Origin of the sequence: Mycobacterium sp. Marseille-P9652, assembly GCF_902652685.1 — a bacterium.
Classification (GTDB): Bacteria; Actinomycetota; Actinomycetes; order Mycobacteriales; family Mycobacteriaceae; genus Mycobacterium.
Window position 1 is genome coordinate 39,143 of record NZ_CACRUY010000014.1, and the last position, 16,998, is coordinate 56,140.

Below are 16,998 nucleotides of genomic sequence, written 5' to 3' on the forward strand. Positions count from 1 at the left end.
ATGAGCCAGCCGGCCCAGACGTCCGACACCGACACCTCGACGCGTCAGCGGATCCTCGAGGCCACCGCCGAGGTGCTCGGCCGCAACGGCAAGACCAAGCTCAGCCTGTCCGAGGTCGCCGCGCAGGCGGGCGTCTCGCGTCCCACGCTCTACCGGTGGTTCGCCTCGAAAGAGGAGTTGCTGGCGGCGTTTTCGCAGTACGAGCGCCAGGTGTTCGAGAGCGGTCTGATCAAGGCGACGCAGGGGCTCAAGGGTGTGGACAAGCTCGACGCCGTGCTGCGCTTCATCGTCGACTACCAGCACTCCTATTCCGGGGTGCGCATGGTCGACGTGGAGCCCGAGTACACCATCGCCCAGTTCGGCGGGGTCATTCCCCAGATGCGCGACGGGCTGCAACGGCACCTGTCGGGACCCAACGCCGCGGTGAAGGCGGCGACGGTGATCCGAATCGCCATCTCGCACTACATCGTTCGCAGCGACGACGCCGACCAGTTCCTCGCGCAGCTGCGGCACGCGGTCGGCATGAAGACGGCTGACTAACTCCCGCGAGCGTGCGCGTTTGCACGCGACACGCCGCTCCGCCGCGCGCAACTACGCACGCTCGCGGCCGCGGAAGATCAGTCGAAGAGAACCGCGGCGTTGAGGTAGCCGGTCGGGTCCAAGGCCGACTTCACACTGCGCATCGCGGCGACGTCGGCGGGCTCGCGCGACATGCCGAGGTAGAGACGCTTGCGGCTGCCGACGCCGTGCTCGGAGCTCACGTTGCCCCCGCACCCCGCGATGAGCTCCAGCATCGGCCCGTACACCGCCCGCTCCCCCTCGGCCGGGCAGCGCAGCACGTTGAGGTGCAGGTTGCCCTCGCCGACATGCCCGAACAGCACCGGAAGTGCGTCCGGCACGCGCTCCTCGAGCAAACGCGTTGCCGCATCGACGAATTCGTGGATGGACGACAGCGGCAGCGAGACGTCGAACTTGAGCGGGGGACCGTACACGCCGAGGACCTCGGCGATCGACTCGCGCAGCTGCCACAGCCGTTGCTGCGCGACGGCGTCGACGCCCACGGCGGGCTCCCCACACAACTGCACCCCGTCGAGCAGGTCGGCGAGCCGGCTCGTCTGGTCGTGGTCGGCGGCCAGCTCCACCAGCAGCAGCCAGTCGCCCTCGACCGGGGCGCTCACCCCCAAGTGCTCGCGGGTCAGCGCGGCGGCCCGGCCGTCGATGAGCTCCAGCGCGGCGATCCCGTCGGCGTCCCGGAAGCTCCGGCCCGCCTCCACCAGCGCGTCCAGCGTGGCGAACCCGCAGACCGCCGTCACCCGGTGTGACGGGGTCGGGTGCAGGCGCAATTCCAGCGACGTGATGACCCCGAGGGTTCCTTCGGCGCCGACGAACAGGGCCGGCAGGTCGTAGCCGGTGTTGTCCTGGCGAACACGGCTGTGGCGCCGGAACAGTGACCCGTCCGGCAGCGCCACCTCCAACCCAAGGACCTGCTCGCCCATGTTGCCGTAACGTACCGTGCGCAGGCCGCCGGCGTTCGTCGACGCCATGCCGCCGACGGTGGCCGTGTCGCGGGCGGCGAGGTCCACACCGAAGACCAGCCCCGCCCCCTGCGCCGCCCGTTGCACCGCGGCGAGCGTGGCGCCGGCACCGGCCTCGACGCGGCGCTCGACGCTGTCGACATCACCCAGATCACGCAGCCGCTCGGTGGACAACAGCACGTCGTCATGCTCGGGGACAGTGCCCGCCACCAGCGACGTGCGACCCCCCTGCACCGTCACGTGCGTCCCGGCGTCGCGGCACACCCGCAGCACCTGCGCCACCTGCTCGGCCGAGCCGGGGCGCACCAGGGCGCTGGCCCGTCCGCGATACCGCCCCGTCCAGTCCGCCCCGCGGCCGGCCAGCACGTCGGGGTCGGTGACCACATGGTTCGGCCCCACGATGTTCTTCAGTTCGGAGAGGCTGCCCGGCATGCTCGCGGTTATAGCACGTGACGGGAAAACGCCCGTCCGACGGCGAAATTCAGCCCGCGTCGCGGCTTCTATGCTTGCCGAGGAAGTTCGACCATGACACCACCTCGGGGTGTTGCCGGAGCAGGGCGCGCCGCTGGCGCTCGGTCATGCCACCCCAGACCCCGTACTCCACCCTGTTGTCCAACGCCTCGGCCGCGCACTCCTGCGTGACCGGGCAGCGACGGCACATGGCCGCGGCCTTGCGCTGGGAGGCACCGGTGACGAACAGCTCGTCGGGATCGTTTTCGCGGCACAGGGCTTTCGACACCCAACCGGCCGAGTCCTCGTCGTCCGCGCTGCGGACCACGCCCCACACGCCCGCGCCGTATCGTCGGCCGGGAAGATCTGACACTGACACGAGGCGTTCCCTTCTTCAGGCCGAAGCCCCCCACAGCAGAATCTGGTGATTCCCCCCACCAGGCCCGCCTAAACACAAGTCAAACAACGTGGACGACTATGTCCCGATCACGATATCCCGGTCAGAACTCCTTGTGCGGCACATCGGTGACCAACCCGCCGTCCATGATGAACTCGCTGCCCGTGGAGTACGACGACTCGTCGCTCGCCAGGAACAGGACGAACATCGACACCTCCCGCGCCTCCCCGGGTCGGCCCAAGGGGACCGTGACCATGTCTTCGGGGAGCTTAGCGGTCATCGGGGTGCGGATGAAGCCGGGATGGATGGAATTCACGCGAATGTTCAACGGCGCCAACTCCAGTGCCGCCGACTTGGCCAGGCCGCGCACCCCCCACTTCGATGCGACGTACGGGTGCACCGCCGGCGCCCCGCGCAGCCCCTCGATCGACGACACGTTGATGATCGAGCCGCCCCCCGCCGCGGTCATCGGTTCGACGACGGCCCGCATGCCCAGGAAGGTCCCGGTCAGGTTGACGTCGATCACCCTCTGCCACTTGGCCAGGTCGAAGTTCTTCAGCTGCCCCAGCGCGACGATGCCGGCGTTGTTGACCAGGACGTCGAGCCTGCCGAAATCGCCGGTCGCCGCGGCGACCGCCGCGTCCCAGTGGTCGGGCTGGGTGACATCGAGGTGGACGTAGCGGGCGGCGTCACCCAGTTCGGTGGCCAGCGCCTTGCCCTCGTCGTCGAGGATGTCGCCGATCACCACCTTGGCGCCTTCCTCCACGAGCACGCGCGCGTGCTCGGCACCCATGCCGCGGGCGCCACCGCTGATCAGCGCGACTTTGCCGTCTACTCGTCCCATAGGGGCGGGGTTCCTTTCTCCGGTTAGGTGGCCACGAGATCTGGTGCGTAGAGGCCTTTGCCGGTGACCAGCGGCAGGTCCAGGGTGGTGCGGATGCCGGGCGGCGCGGCGATCACCGCGGGGATCGCGTTGACGATGCGGCCGGCCGCGCCCGCGATCGCGGCGTAGTTGTGGTCACCCTTGCGACTGCTCGGAACGATGTCCACGGCGTAGGACGGTTCACCGGTGATCTCGACGCGGTACGAGCCACCTCCGGCGGCGGGTTGCGGCCAGTCCGGTCGCAGGTCGGGGCGCAGCCGGGTGATGTGCTCGATGACGATCGCCGGCCGGCCGCCCGCCATTCCGCGGATCTCGAACTGCAGCGCGGCCAGCGTGCCCTTGGCGACCCGGCCGACCGCGATGTCGAAGTCCTCCGGCGCGGGTTCGCGCTGGTGCGACTCGGTGATCTGGTCGATCTCGATGCCCAGGCCGGCCGCCAGCTGCCGGATGGCCGTCCCCCACGCGATGCTGAGGACACCGGGCTGCAGCAACATCGGAGTGTCTTCCAGGGGACGGCCGAAACCCATGTAGTGCATGACCTCCGCGCCGTCATAGGTGGCGTAGTCGGCGATCTCCATGCAGCGCACCTGCTCGATGCTCTGGCAGGTTCCCGCCAAGGCGAACGGGATCAGGTCGTTGATGAACCCCGGATCCACACCGCTGATGAATAGGGTCGAATTGCCTTGTTGCGCAGCGTCTTCGATGCGGGCGATGTACTTGTCGGGCATCACGCCCCACGGATACTGCAGCAGGCCCGGAGCGGACCCGACCACGTTGCTGCCCGCCGCCAGGATGCGCCGGACGTCGTTCATCGCCTCGGGTAGGCGGGTGTCGCCCATCGCGCAGTAGACGACGCATTCGGGGCCGGTGGCCAGGACGGCGTCGAGGTCGCCGACCGCCGCGACGCCCGTGTCGACCCCGGCACCGCACAGCGCTCCCGCGTCCTTGCCCACCTTCTCCGGCGACGACACGCACACCCCGGTCAGGTCGAACGCCGGGTTGGCGACGAGTTCGGAGAGGGCCAGGCGTCCGACGTTTCCGGTGCCGACGTGCGCCACGCGAATCGCCATGAGTTCCTCCGTCCCGGAAGCCGCTCGAAACTTTCTAGACAGTAGTCCACTACTTGTCCGCCGCCTATCCGGGCAGAATGGAATTCACCCATGACCCAGCGAGACGACGTCGAATTCACCTCCGGTGCCGACCGCATCAGCGCGTGGCTCTATCGCCCGGCGGGCGACGGTCGCGCGCCGCTGCTGGTGATGGCGCACGGCCTCGGGGCGGTCCGGACCATGAGGCTCGATGCCTACGCCGAACGCTTCAGCGCGGCCGGTTACGCGTGCCTGGTCTTCGACTATCGCAACTTCGGGGACAGCGGCGGCCAACCCCGCCAGCTGCTCGACGTCGGGATGCAGCTGGCGGACTGGGCCGCGGCGGTCTCGTACGCGCGCACCCTCGACGCCGTCGACCCCGACCGGATCGGCTTGTGGGGCACATCCTTCGGCGGTGGGCACGTGATCGCCACGGCGGCCCGGGTGCCGGGTATCGCGGCGGCCGTGGCCCAATGTCCGTTCACCGACGGCGTCGCGTCGCTGCGGGCGATCCCGCCGCTGACCGCCGCCCGCATCACCGAGCGGGCCGTCCGCGACATCGTCGGCGCCGCCACCGGGCGAACCCCGGTGATGATCCCGACCGCCGGAAGGCCCGGCGAGGTTGCGCTGATGACCGCTCCCGACGCCTACGACGGCTACCTCAGGCTCGTGCCGCCGGGTGTGCAGGTCCCCAACGAGGTCGCCGCCCGCATCGGCCTGAAAGTCCTCACCTACCGTCCGGGCCGGCTGACCGCGAAGGTCCCCTGCCCGATCCTGTTCTGCGTGTGCGAGACGGACTCGGTGGCGCCGGCGACGCCGACGCTGCGGTATGCGGCGAAGGCGCCGCACGGCGAGGTCAGGATGTATCCCGAGGGCCATTTCGCGATCTACGTCGGCGACGCTTTCGAGCGTGTGGTGGCCGACCAGCTCACATTCCTCGACAGGCACCTGAAGGGTGCGCGCGCCGAGCGTTAGCAAACTTCGGAGAGTTTGCGTCAAATCGCCGCCTGCACGACGGGACGGTTCTACTCTCGGATTACCCAGGACCCCGGGTTGCGGGTAGCTGATCGGGGCAGGGTCGCCGATGAGGGGAAGGACCGGCGGGATGTCGTACTTGGTCAGCGCGCCCGACATATTGACGTCAGCTGCCGCCGATGTCGAGCACATCGGTTCGGCGATCACGACGGCCGGCGCGAATGCGGCGGCCCCGACGACCGGATTGTTGGCCGCCGCCCAGGACGAGGTCTCCACGGCCATTGCACGGCTCTTCGCCGGCTACGGCCAGGAATATCAGGCGCTCGTGTCGCAGGCCGCGCTGTTCCACAGCCAGTTCACCCAGGCCCTCAACGCGGCGGGCGGCGCCTACGCCCAGGCGGAGGCCACCGGCGCGGCGTTGTTGTCGGGCGGCCCGAGCGGCAACGGCCCCAGCCTGCTCGCGGCGGCGGTGCAGTCGCCCGCCGGCGACCCGCTGTACGCCGTGATCATGGGCGGCACGAGCAACCCGCTACCCGACGCGAAATACCTGAACAACGTCTTCAACAACTACATCAAGCCCCTCTACCCGGCGGTGCAGCCGCCGCCGATCGGCCTGTTCACGCCCGAGCAGTTCTGGCCGGTGACGCCACAGCTGGGCAACCTCACCTTCGGACAGTCGGTGGCCAAGGGCGTGAGCCTGCTCAACACCGAAATCACCGGCCTCCTCAGCAATCCCAACAACAGCGCGGTCGTATTCGGCTACTCACAGAGCGCCACCATCGCGACCAACGAGATCAATGCCCTCATCGCGGCGGGCGCACCCTATTCAACTATTGATCCCCTGCACACCAACATGTTGCAGTTCGTGCTCGTCGGCAATCCCAACAATCCCGTCGGCGGGATCCTCTCGCGCTTCCCCGGGTTCTACCTCCCGTTCCTCGACGTGGCGTTCAACGGTGCGACGCCGTCGGGCCCGTACCACACGACGACGTACACGATCCAATACGACGGCATCGCCGACACCCCGCAGTACCCGCTCAATCTCGTGTCGGATCTCAATGCCTTCATGGGCTACTTCTACGTGCACAACATGTACCCGAACCTGACGCCGACCCAGATCGCCAACGCGGTTCTCTTGCCCTCGAGTGACCCCACCAGCCAGTACTACATGGTCATGACGCAGAACCTGCCGCTGCTACAGCCGATCCGCGACATCCCCTACGCGGGGCCGCCGATCGCCGACATCTTCCAGCCCGACCTGCGGGTGCTCGTCGACCTGGGCTATGCGGACTACGGGCCCGGCGCCAACTACGCCAATGTGCCCACGCCTGCCGGCCTTTTCGACCTCCCCAACCCCTTCACCGTGATCCCGGATCTCGCGCTGGGTGCGGTGCAGGGGCCGTACGGCGCCGCCGTCGAGATCGGCGTCGAAGCGGGATTGGTGTCGCCGTCGTACTTCCCGAACACCTACCCGTGGGTTCCGTCCATCAATCCCGGCCTGAACTTCTCCTTCGGCCAGCAGAGCACGACGCTGCTGTCCCTGTTGAGCGGGGCAACGGGCAACCTGCTGCACATCATCCCGCCGCCGAACTTCGGCTGATCGGCCCCACCGGGTAGGACTTCTTCCTCTTTTTCCGCGACCTCCGAGCCGGCCACCATGGCCGGAAGCCGGAAGGAGGCGCCATGCCGCACGTGGCCGTCGCCCAGGGCACGCTGGCCGCCGCGGCCACGGATCTGGAAGCGATCGGATCCGCGATCGCCGACGCCCGCACCGCGGCGGCCGGACCAACCACCGCGCTGGCCGCGGCCGCGGGCGACGAGGTGTCGGCGGCCATCGCGGATGCGTTCGAGGGCTACGGCCGGGCCTACCAGTCCGTCATCATCCGGGCCGAGGCATTCCAAACGGGGTTCGCCGGCACGCTGGCCACCGCGGGAAACCTCTACGGGCAGGCCGAGTCGGCCGGCGCGAGCTGGCTTGCGACCTTCGTCAGCGGCCCGACCGCATCGACACCCGCCCCCGTCGGCGCGCTCACATCGTTGCTGCAATCGACCTCCGCGGACCCGCTCACGGCCCTCATCATGGGCGGCACCGACAACCCGCAACCCGACCCCTCCTACGTCACGGCCATCAACGACGCCTACATCCAGCCCCTCTTTCCGGGAGCCCTCAAGCAGGGCGTGTACACGCCCGAGGCGTTCTGGCCGGTCACCGGGAACCTGACGTTCGGGCAGTCGGTCGCGCAGGGCGTCACGTTGCTCGACAACGCGATCAAAGCGACCATCAATCCGACCAACAGCGCCGTGGTCTTCGGCTACTCGCAGAGCGCGACGATCGCCACCAACGAGATCAGGGCTTTGATGGCGATCGGCTCACCGCACACCGACCAGCTGTCCTTCGTTCTGGCCAGCAACCCCAACAATCCCGACGGCGGCTTGCTCGAACGCTTCCCCGGGTTCTACATCCCGTTCCTCGACGTGCCTTTCAACGGCGCCACGCCGCCGGGCAGCCCCTATCCGACGACCATCTATTCGATCCAGTACGAGGGCGTCGCCTCCACACCGCAGTACCCGCTGCACGTCCTGTCGGACGTGAATGCCGTCATGGGATACATCTACCTGCACTCGGCCTACGAGAACGCCACGGCCACCCAGGTCGCCGGCGCCGTCCCCCTGCCGACCTCCCCTGGATACACGGGCAACACCCACTACTACATGCTGCTGACGCAGAATCTCCCTCTCGTGCAGCCGATTCGCGACATCCCGTATGTGGGCCCGCCGATGGCCGACCTGATCCAGCCGGACCTGCGGGTGCTCGTCGACCTCGGGTACGGCAACATCGGCACCGGCGCCGACTACGCGGACATCCCCACCCCGGCGCGGCTGTTCCAAATCATCGACCCCGTCACCGTCGGCTACGACTTGCTCACGGGCGCCGTGCAGGGACCGCAGGGCGCGCTGGTCGACGTCGGGTTGCTCCCGCCGTCGTGCCTGCCCGACACCTATCCCTACGTCCCGTCGCTGAATCCGGGTCTCTCGTTGAACGTCGGGCAGCCGAGCGTGACGGGGCTATCCGTGCTGAGCGGCGCCCTCGGGTCGATATTGCATCTCATTCCGCCGGTGAATTGCTGACCACCGGATCCTCGGAGCCGAGCGGTGAATGCTGGCGAATCGCCTCGTCGCGGATCAGTCCCCGCAGCAGGGCGGTGCTGAACTCCGCGGCGATCTCCTTGGCCGAGCGCCGTCCGCTCGGCCGTAGCCAGCGGTAGCTGCCCAGCGTCATCCCGATGTAGCCGAGGGCCACCACGTGCGAATCGCATTCGAAGAACTCTCCGCTCGCGATCCCGCGGTCGATCAGCCCGTGCACGTGCTCGTAGACCTGAGCCTCTTTCTCGCGGACCTCGGCCACCTGTTCGGCGGTGAACCACTCGGTGATGTAGGGCTGCTCCTGGAAGTAGACGGCCGCCCGCTCCGGGTTGGCCGCGATCCCGGTCAGCAACCGGACGGTGTACTGGTAGAGGGCCTCGCGGGCCGTCCAGGACGGGTCGTCGTGGACGGCGGCCAGCGTGCCCTCGGCGGCCTGGCGGTAGATGTCGAACAGGATCAGCGACTTGCTGGCGTAATAGTGGTACACGGTCGCCTTGTTCAGGCCGATCACGTCGGCGACATCGTCCATCCGGGTGCCGTGATAACCGCGGGCGGCGAACAGCTTGGTGGCGACCGCCAGCAACTCCTCGCGGCGCGTCAGCCCGTTCTCGGGTGGCATCTCAACTCTCTATCGTCGCTGCCGGCGGGATGGCCGGATCCCGGGTAAGGCTAGTTATCAACTAACTGGTTGGCCAGTTTAGGCAGGGTCATGGGTGTCGGACCGACGCGGATCGGACTAGACTCGCCCGAGAACCAGGTCGCGAATCGAAGGGGTGGACGCATGGACCCGAGTCCTGACTACGACATGAGCGACGAGATCGAGTTCTTCCTCAAGTACGTGCCGTGGGGCCTGCGCGGTGTGGTCGACGGCAACGGTTACCCGCCGCCGGCCTACCCGCCCGTCTAGATCTATTGGTGGCGACCCGCCTCGCCCCCCGGTTCCGCCGCGCTCGCAATCGCTAGAGCGCTTTGAGTTCCTCGGCGACAGCCGTCACCGACTTCTTCGCGTCGCCGAAGAGCATCGTCGTGCCGTCGGCGTAGAACAACGGATTGTCGATGCCGGCGAAGCCCGAGTTCATCGACCGCTTGAGCACGATCACCGATTTCGCCTTGTCCACGTTGAGGATCGGCATGCCGTAGATGGGGCTGGACGCGTCGTTGCGGGCCGCGGGATTGGTGACGTCGTTGGCGCCGATGACGATCGCGACGTCGGTGCGGCCGAACTCGTCGTTGATGTCGTCCATGTCCTTCATGGCGTCATAGTCGACCTCGGCCTCGGCCAGCAGCACGTTCATGTGACCCGGCATGCGGCCGGCGACCGGATGGATCGCGTACTTCACCGGCACGCCGCGCGCCTCGAGCAGGTTAGCCATGTCCTTGACGGCGTGCTGGGCCTGGGCGACGGCCAGGCCGTAGCCCGGGACGACGATCACCTGGTTGGCGTAGGCCATCTGGATCGCGGCGTCGGCGGCCGAGGTGGCCTTGGCGGTCTTGTTCGCGCCTCCGTCGGCGCTGGGGGCCACCCCGCCGCCGCCGCCGCCGCCCGCGACGATCGCCGGAATCGAGCGGTTCATCGCCTTGGCCATGAGGTTGGTCAGGATCGAGCCGGAGGCGCCGACGATCATGCCCGCCACGATCATCGCGGTGTTGTTCAGCGCCAGTCCGGCCGCGGCCGCCGACAGCCCGGTCATCGCGTTGAGCAGCGAGATGACCACCGGCATGTCGGCACCGCCGATCGGAAGCACCACCATCAGGCCCAGCACTCCGGCCGCGACCAGCAGGCCGATCATCCACCACAGCGACGCACCGCCGGTGCCGGGATGCGCGTGCACGCCGATGACCACCGCGGCGGCCACCGCCGCCACCAGCAGCAGCAGGTTGATCGGCTGCTGCGCCTTGCCGAACCCGATCGGCGAGCCGGAGATGATCTCCTGCAGCTTGCCGAACGCGATGATCGATCCCCAGAACGAGATCGACCCGATGATCGCGGCGAACAGCGACGCGACCACGATGTGCACCGTCGGCGACTCGCCGTGCCGGAAGGCCGAAAACCCGTCCGTTTCAAGGAATTCCGCCAACGCAATCAGGGCCACGGTGCCACCGCCGACGCCGTTGAAGAAGGCGACCAACTGCGGCATCGCCGTCATCTTGGTCAGCCGCGCGGGCGGGACGCCGAGCACCACACCCACGACCAGACCGGCGATGATCAGCGGCCACTGGGTGGTGTGGCGGATCGCGATCAGCGTGGCCGTCACCGCGATCGCCATACCGACCGCGGCGATCAGGTTGCCCCGCACCGCGGTCTTGGGGCCGGTCAGGCCCATCAGCCCATAGATGAAGAGCGAGAACGAGATGATGTAGAGGACGATGACCAGGTAGTTCATTTCACGGCCAGATCGTCGGTCTTCACGGGGACGGCCTTCTTCTTGCCCTTGAACATGCCGAGCATGCGGTCGGTGACGATGAACCCGCCGATGACGTTCAGCGTGCCGAACACCACCGCGACGAACAGGATGATCTGGATCGCCAGCGACGGGTGTTCCACCGACCCGAACACCACCAGTGCGCCGAGCACGACGATGCCGTGAATGGCATTGGTGCCCGACATCAGCGGGGTGTGCAGCGTGTTCGGCACTTTTGAGATCACGGCGAACCCGACGAACCCGGACAGCACCAGGATCGCCAGGTTGGCCAACAGGTCGTTGTACATCTAGATGTCCTTCCCGCGAGTGACGCACGATCCCGCGATCACTTCGTCGTCGAAGTCGGGCGCCAGCTTGCCGTCCTGGATCAACAGTTCCAGTAGCGCCGTGATGTTCTTGCTGTAGAGCTCGCTCGCGTGCTCGGGCATGGTGGCCGGCAGGTTCAGCGGCGAGGCGATGGTCACGCCGTGCTTGACGACGACCTTCCCGGGCTCGGTGAGCTCGCAGTTGCCCCCGGTTTCGCCGGCCAGGTCCACGACCACGCTGCCGGGCTTCATCGCTTCCACCGCCGCGGCCGTCACCAGGCGCCGCGCCGGGCGGCCCGGAACCAGCGCCGTGGTGATCACGACGTCGAATCCGCCGATCGCCTTCTCGAGGGCCTTCTGCTGCTGCGCGCGCTCCTCCTCGGTGAGCTCGCGGGCGTAGCCGCCCTCGCCGGCAGCGTCGATCCCGACGTCGAGCCACTGCGCCCCCACCGATCGCACCTGGTCGGCCACTTCGGGGCGCACGTCGTACCCGGTGGTGCGCGCGCCCAGCCGCTTGGCCGTCGCGAGCGCCTGCAGCCCCGCCACGCCGACACCGAGCACCAGCACGGTCGCCGGCTTCACCGTGCCGGCCGCGGTTGTCAACATGGGGAAGAACCGGGTCAACTCGGTGGCCGCCAGCAGCACCGCCTTATATCCGGCGACGTTGCCCTGCGACGACAGGGCGTCCATCGCCTGGGCACGCGAGATGCGGGGGATCGCCTCGAGCGCGAACGCCTGGACGCCGGCGTCGGTGAGGGCACCGATCGAGTTCTCGGCGTTGCGCGGGGCCAGGAAGCCGATCAGCGTCTGACCGCGCTTGAGCCTGCCGACCTCATCGGGTGTCGGCGGCGCGACCTTGACGACGATGTCGGCGGCCCAGGCGTCGCCGATGGTCGCTCCGGCCTGGGTGTAGAGCTCGTCTGGCAGCAGCGCCTTATCGCCGGCGCCGGCCTCCACCACCACCGCAACGCCGGTGCCGACCAGCGACGCGACCGCCTTCGGCACCAGGGCGACGCGCCGCTCATCGGCCCCGGACTCGGCGACCACTCCCACCGTCGTGTGCGGATCTGTCATGGCGCGTACATCTACTTTCCTTACTTCACTGACTTGCCGGCCGGTGATCTCCGGCGCCCAGCTACCCTAACCGGCGCTACCAGAGCGGAATGTCCTGCCCGTGTTCCGCTGCCGGGCGCGGACCGAAGTAGCGGCGCTCGGATTCGTCGATCGGCACGTCGTTGATGCTGGCCTCACGGCGCGCCATCAGCCCCGATGCGCTGAACTCCCAGAGCTCGTTGCCGTAGCTACGAAACCACTGGCCGCTGTGGTCGCGGCATTCGTACTGGAACCGCACCGCGATGCGATTGTCGTGAAAGTCCCACAGGTTCTTGCGCAGCGCGTAGTCGAGCTCGCGTTGCCACTTGCGGGTCAGGAAGGCGACGATCTCGTCGCGGCCGACGAGATGTTCGTCGCGGTTGCGCCAGCGCGAGTCGGGCGTGTAGGCGAGGCTGACGCGCTGGGGGTCGCGGGTGTTCCAGGCGTCCTCGGCGGCCTGGACCTTCTGCAGCGCGGTTTCATACGTGAACGGCGGGAACGGCGGGCGCGACTCGGTCATGGCGTCCATCGTGCTCGACTTGCGCCCGGATCGTTCCCCAGGCCGTGCACGACGCACATGTGTCGTGCACGCGATGCAATGTCGCGGACGGAGCCACAAGACGAGTGGCCCTGACACGCCGTCAACCTGGGTGTCCTATCGTGGCGGACATGGATTTCTCGATGTCGGCGAAGGCCATCGACTATCACCAACGGCTGTCCGACTTCATGACCGAGTACGTCTTCCCGGCCGAGGCCGAATACGACAAATACCGCGAGGAAGCCGGCCCGCACGACTTCACCGTTCCGCCGATCATCGAGGACCTGAAGGTCAAGGCCAGGGAACGCGGGCTGTGGAACCTGTTCCTGCCGGCGGAGTCCGGTCTGACCAATCTCGAGTACGCGCCGCTCGCCGAACTGACCGGCTGGAGCCTGGAGATCGGCCCCGAGGTGACCAACTGCGCCGCACCCGATACCGGCAACATGGAGACCCTGCACCTGTTCGCCACCGAGGAGCAACGCAAGCAGTGGCTGGAGCCGTTGCTCAACGGGGAGATCCGCAGCGCCTTCTCGATGACGGAGCCGGCCGTCGCCAGCAGCGACGCCCGCAACATCGAGACGTCGATCGTGCGCGACGGCGGCGACTACGTCATCAACGGGCGCAAGTGGTGGACCTCCGGCGCCGCGGATCCGCGCTGCAAGATCCTGATCGTCATGGGCCGCACCAATCCCGAAGCGGCGGCACACCAGCAGCAGTCGATGGTGCTGGTGCCCATGGACACCCCCGGCGTGACGGTCGTCCGGTCGACGCCCGTCTTCGGCTGGCAGGACCAGCACGGCCACTGTGAGGTCATCTACGACAATGTCCGGGTGCCGGTCACCAACCTGCTCGGCGAGGAGGGCAGCGGCTTCGCGATCGCCCAGGCCCGGCTGGGGCCGGGGCGCATCCACCACTGCATGCGCGCACTCGGCGGAGCCGAGCGGGCGCTGGCGCTGATGGTCGACCGGGCCCGCAACCGGGTCGCGTTCGGCCGACCCCTGGCCGAGCAGGGTGTGGTCCGGGAGTCAATCGCCAAGTCCCGCAACGAGATCGACCAGGCCCGGCTGCTGTGCGAGAAGGCCGCCTGGACCATAGACCAACACGGCAATAAGGCCGCCCACCTGCTGGTGTCGCAGATCAAGGCGGTGGCGCCACGGGTGGCCTGCGACGTGATCGACCGCGCGATCCAGGTGCACGGCGCGGCCGGGGTCAGTGACGACACCGTGCTGGCGCGGCTCTACGGCTGGCATCGGGCGATGCGGATCTTCGACGGCCCCGACGAGGTGCACATGCGGACCATCGCCCGCTACGAGGTGGGCCGGGAGAAGTCGGCCTTCGCGGCGGCGGTCACCTAACAATGGCCGCGGCTCTCCGAGAATTGCCGGGGGCGTGGAACTTTCGCGACGTGGCGGACGGCGCCGGCGCGCTGCGCCCGGGGCGACTGTTCCGGTCGAGCGAGCTGAGCCGACTCGACGACGACGGCCGGGCGACGCTACTCAACCTCGGCATCACCGACGTCGCGGATTTGCGCGCCTCCCGCGAGGTGGCGCGCCGGGGGCCGGGCCGGGTGCCCGACGGCGTCGACGTCCACCTGCTGCCGTTCCCTGACCTGTCCGACCAACAGGGTGACGACGCCGACGACGGAGCGGCGCCGCACGAGCACGCGTTCCAGCAGTTGATGAACAACAGCGCGCCGGACGCGTCCATCAACGAGACCACGGCCCGCTACATGGTCGACGAATACCGGCAGTTTCCCACCCGCAACGGGGCGCAGCGCGCGGTGCGCCACGTCATCACGCTCCTGGCCGCGGGACGCCCGGTGTTGACGCACTGCTTCGCGGGCAAGGACCGCACCGGCTTCGTGGTGGCGACGGTGCTGGAGGCGGTCGGCATCGACCGGGACACGATCGTCGCCGACTACCTGCGCAGCAACGACGCCGTACCCGACCTGCGGGCCCGGATCTCGGAGATGATCGCGCAGCGCTCCGACACCGAACTGACGCCGGAGGTCATCACCTTCACCGAGGCGCGATTGTCGGATGGGGTGCTCGGCGTCCGCGAGGAGTACCTGGCCGCGGCCCGCCAGACCATCGACGACGAGTTCGGGTCACTGGACCGCTACCTGCTCGACGCCGGTGTCACCGCCGCCGAACTCGACGGGTTGCGCGGCGCGCTCCTCAGCTGAGGACACCCATCCGTCCGGTGGCTCTGCGCATTTGGGCCAATTCCCGTACGCGCGTGCGAAAAGTCTTTACTGTGTCTGCCAGGGGGTTCTTGGATGACGACGCCGGAAGGGCCCGATGACTTACCTAGCAACCGAACCGCAGCTCTTGGCCGCTGCGGCCGCCGATGTCGACGGAATCGGCTCGGCCCTCAGCGCGGCGAATGCGGCTGCGGCAGGACCGACTTCCGGGTTGCTGGCCCCCGCGGCCGACGAGATATCGGCGACCGTCGCCGAACTGTTCGGGACGTACGGCCAGGAGTACCGCGCGCTCGTAGAGCAGGCGACGGTGTTCAACAACGAATTCAGCCGGCTCCTGGCTACCGCCGGTGGCGCCTACGCGGCAGTGGAGACGGCGGCGTCCAACGCGCTCGGCACGCTCGGGGCGGACGCGCAGTCGCTGGTCGGCGGAGCGCCCGCGGCCCCGGGTGGCACACCGTTCGTGGATCCACCGAATCCCCTGACGCCGCCCACCGTTGCGCTGGTCATGGGCGGCAGCGGCAACCCGATACCCAACACGACGTTCGTCAACGGCGTCCTCAAGTGGGCAACGCTGACCGGTTATTCGTGGAACACCGCCCAGGCCATCTTCACGCCCGAGAACCTGTATCCCCTCACCGGCTCCAAGAGCCTGCCGCTCAACATATCGGTGAACGAGGGCGTCCAGATCCTGGACGCCTCCATCAAACAGAGTCTCGCAGGCGGGAACAGCGTTCTCGTGCAAGGGTATTCGCAGAGTTCCATCATCTCCTCGCTCGAGATGCGGAACCTGATGAACCCGGCCCTCAACCCCAACCCGCCGAGTTCTACCCAGCTCGCGTTCAACCTGCTGGGCGACCCGATGAACCCCAACGGCGGCCTGCTGGCGCGGTTCCCCGGCCTCTCCCTGCCAAGCATCGGCCTCGAGTTCTACGGCGCCACACCGCCGGATGCGCCCTGGCACACTGCCATCTATTCGCTCGAGTATGACGGGTTCGCCGACTTCCCGCGCTATCCGATCGACGTGCTGTCGGACCTCAACGCCGTCGCGGGAATCCTGTATGTGCATCCCAACTACCCGCACCTGGATCCGGCCACGCTGCCGCCCGGCGACATCGTGACGCTGCCCGTCGAATCGACGTACACCGGCAACACCACCTATTACATGGTGCACACCCAGAACCTCCCGTTGTTGGAGCCCTTCCGCTCCATCCCGGTCATCGGCAACCCGCTCGCAGACCTGCTCCAACCGGACATGCGGGCGCTGGTCAACGTCGGCTACGGCGACCCCAACTACGGCTACTCGACCTCACCCGCCAACGTGCCGACGCCGTTCGGGCTGATCCCACCGGTAAGTCCCGGAGTTCTCGGGGCCGACCTGGTGACGGGCGCCCAACAGGGAATCACCGCTGCCACAGGGGACCTCGTGGCCGAGGGGCTCTCGTTCCCGCCGTCCGTTTCGTTGTCCGGCATGACCAATCCGCTGACGTCGCTCACCCTGTCCTCGCCGGGCGCGCTGCTGTCGCCGCCGTCGATCGGGGGCTACGCCCAGACGCTGCAGCACGCGATCACCAACATTCCCAACGCGGTGAGCAGCGCCGTGTCCGATGCGTTCTCGATCGTCCAGCCCACGGTCGACATCGCGAACGCCGCCATCATCTCCATCCCGGCCTACGACGCCAGCCTCTTCGCGCAGGGGATCGGGCAGGCGTTGGGCGGCGATCCGGTCGGGCTCATTCGTGCGGTCGGCGACCCGCTCGCGGCGAGTGCCGGACTGTTCAGTGTCGCGGGCGGTGTCGAAGGGCTGGTGGTCATTCTGACCACCGTGAACGTCCTCAAGGACATCGCCAGCATCTGACGCCCGACTCCGGCCCGGAACCCGGCGGGAAAACAACGTAAACGCCAGACGAACCGACGTGATCGCTTTAGGCTTGCTGCTGTCGGCTCCGCGATGACAGGGGGGCATCG

The 16,998-nt window shown here is 68.1% G+C and carries 17 protein-coding genes; 8 read left to right on the forward strand and 9 right to left on the reverse strand.

All coding sequences use genetic code 11. The features are described from left to right. Nucleotides 1–540, forward strand: a complete 540-nt coding sequence (locus tag GPY60_RS10505) for a TetR/AcrR family transcriptional regulator (RefSeq protein WP_156687603.1) — start codon at nucleotides 1–3, stop codon at nucleotides 538–540. A gap of 77 nt (nucleotides 541–617) precedes the next feature. Here GPY60_RS10505 and GPY60_RS10510 read toward each other — a convergent pair whose 3' ends face one another. The 4 genes from GPY60_RS10510 to GPY60_RS10525 form a co-directional block, all read right to left on the reverse strand. Next, the gene (locus GPY60_RS10510) at nucleotides 618–1,967 is read right to left on the reverse strand and encodes an FAD-binding oxidoreductase (protein ID WP_156687604.1); all 1,350 of its coding nucleotides are present in this window, start codon (nucleotides 1,965–1,967) and stop codon (nucleotides 618–620) included. Nucleotides 1,968–2,016: 49 nt separating this feature from the next. Further along, the gene (locus GPY60_RS10515; protein ID WP_231639555.1) at nucleotides 2,017–2,322 is read right to left on the reverse strand and encodes a WhiB family transcriptional regulator; all 306 of its coding nucleotides are present in this window, start codon (nucleotides 2,320–2,322) and stop codon (nucleotides 2,017–2,019) included. Between the two features lie 163 nt (nucleotides 2,323–2,485). Beyond that, entirely contained in the window at nucleotides 2,486–3,226 is a 741-nt protein-coding gene (locus GPY60_RS10520) for a glucose 1-dehydrogenase (protein WP_156687605.1), read from the reverse strand. Between the two features lie 23 nt (nucleotides 3,227–3,249). Next, nucleotides 3,250–4,335, reverse strand: a complete 1,086-nt coding sequence (locus GPY60_RS10525) for an NAD(P)H-dependent amine dehydrogenase family protein (RefSeq protein WP_156687606.1) — start codon at nucleotides 4,333–4,335, stop codon at nucleotides 3,250–3,252. Nucleotides 4,336–4,425: 90 nt separating this feature from the next. Between GPY60_RS10525 and GPY60_RS10530 the strand changes: the two genes are divergently transcribed. The 3 genes from GPY60_RS10530 (at nucleotide 4,426) to GPY60_RS10540 (ending at nucleotide 8,457) form a co-directional block, all read left to right on the forward strand. Next, nucleotides 4,426–5,328: an alpha/beta hydrolase gene (locus tag GPY60_RS10530; protein ID WP_156687607.1), complete on the forward strand. Its 903-nt coding sequence runs from the start codon at nucleotides 4,426–4,428 to the stop codon at nucleotides 5,326–5,328. Between the two features lie 130 nt (nucleotides 5,329–5,458). Continuing rightward, nucleotides 5,459–6,928: a PE family protein gene (locus GPY60_RS10535; RefSeq protein ID WP_156687608.1), complete on the forward strand. Its 1,470-nt coding sequence runs from the start codon at nucleotides 5,459–5,461 to the stop codon at nucleotides 6,926–6,928. A gap of 83 nt (nucleotides 6,929–7,011) precedes the next feature. Then, a complete protein-coding gene (locus tag GPY60_RS10540; RefSeq protein WP_156687609.1) occupies nucleotides 7,012–8,457 on the forward strand; it encodes a PE family protein in 1,446 nt (481 codons plus the stop codon). On the opposite strand, the gene GPY60_RS10545 is transcribed toward GPY60_RS10540, so the two are convergent. Beyond that, nucleotides 8,435–9,091: a TetR/AcrR family transcriptional regulator gene (locus GPY60_RS10545; RefSeq protein WP_156687610.1), complete on the reverse strand. Its 657-nt coding sequence runs from the start codon at nucleotides 9,089–9,091 to the stop codon at nucleotides 8,435–8,437. The genes GPY60_RS10540 and GPY60_RS10545 overlap by 23 nt on opposite strands. Nucleotides 9,092–9,253: 162 nt before the next feature. Between GPY60_RS10545 and GPY60_RS10550 the strand changes: the two genes are divergently transcribed. Beyond that, nucleotides 9,254–9,379: a hypothetical protein gene (locus tag GPY60_RS10550; protein ID WP_156687611.1), complete on the forward strand. Its 126-nt coding sequence runs from the start codon at nucleotides 9,254–9,256 to the stop codon at nucleotides 9,377–9,379. A 52-nt stretch (nucleotides 9,380–9,431) separates the two neighbouring features. Here GPY60_RS10550 and GPY60_RS10555 read toward each other — a convergent pair whose 3' ends face one another. The 4 genes from GPY60_RS10555 to GPY60_RS10570 all read right to left on the reverse strand — a co-directional run bounded on the left by GPY60_RS10555 (nucleotide 9,432) and on the right by GPY60_RS10570 (nucleotide 12,812). Beyond that, complete coding sequence (locus GPY60_RS10555; RefSeq protein WP_156687612.1) at nucleotides 9,432–10,856, reverse strand: NAD(P)(+) transhydrogenase (Re/Si-specific) subunit beta; 1,425 nt, start codon at nucleotides 10,854–10,856, stop codon at nucleotides 9,432–9,434. Continuing rightward, entirely contained in the window at nucleotides 10,853–11,182 is a 330-nt protein-coding gene (locus GPY60_RS10560) for an NAD(P) transhydrogenase subunit alpha (protein WP_156687613.1), read from the reverse strand. The genes GPY60_RS10555 and GPY60_RS10560 overlap by 4 nt, the downstream gene beginning before the upstream one ends. Further along, a complete protein-coding gene (locus GPY60_RS10565; RefSeq protein ID WP_156687614.1) occupies nucleotides 11,183–12,274 on the reverse strand; it encodes a Re/Si-specific NAD(P)(+) transhydrogenase subunit alpha in 1,092 nt (363 codons plus the stop codon). It lies immediately after the preceding gene. A 76-nt stretch (nucleotides 12,275–12,350) separates the two neighbouring features. Then, the gene (locus tag GPY60_RS10570; protein ID WP_156687615.1) at nucleotides 12,351–12,812 is read right to left on the reverse strand and encodes a nuclear transport factor 2 family protein; all 462 of its coding nucleotides are present in this window, start codon (nucleotides 12,810–12,812) and stop codon (nucleotides 12,351–12,353) included. 161 nt (nucleotides 12,813–12,973) lie between these two features. Here GPY60_RS10570 and GPY60_RS10575 point away from each other — a divergent pair, with 161 nt between their 5' ends. The 3 genes from GPY60_RS10575 to GPY60_RS10585 all read left to right on the forward strand — a co-directional run bounded on the left by GPY60_RS10575 (nucleotide 12,974) and on the right by GPY60_RS10585 (nucleotide 16,888). Then, nucleotides 12,974–14,185: an acyl-CoA dehydrogenase family protein gene (locus GPY60_RS10575; RefSeq protein WP_156687670.1), complete on the forward strand. Its 1,212-nt coding sequence runs from the start codon at nucleotides 12,974–12,976 to the stop codon at nucleotides 14,183–14,185. A gap of 2 nt (nucleotides 14,186–14,187) precedes the next feature. Then, nucleotides 14,188–15,015 (forward strand): tyrosine-protein phosphatase, encoded by an 828-nt coding sequence (locus tag GPY60_RS10580; protein ID WP_156687616.1) that lies wholly within the window; start codon nucleotides 14,188–14,190, stop codon nucleotides 15,013–15,015. A 115-nt stretch (nucleotides 15,016–15,130) separates the two neighbouring features. Then, nucleotides 15,131–16,888, forward strand: a complete 1,758-nt coding sequence (locus tag GPY60_RS10585; protein ID WP_156687617.1) for a PE family protein — start codon at nucleotides 15,131–15,133, stop codon at nucleotides 16,886–16,888. The last annotated feature ends 110 nt before the right edge of the window (nucleotides 16,889–16,998 follow it).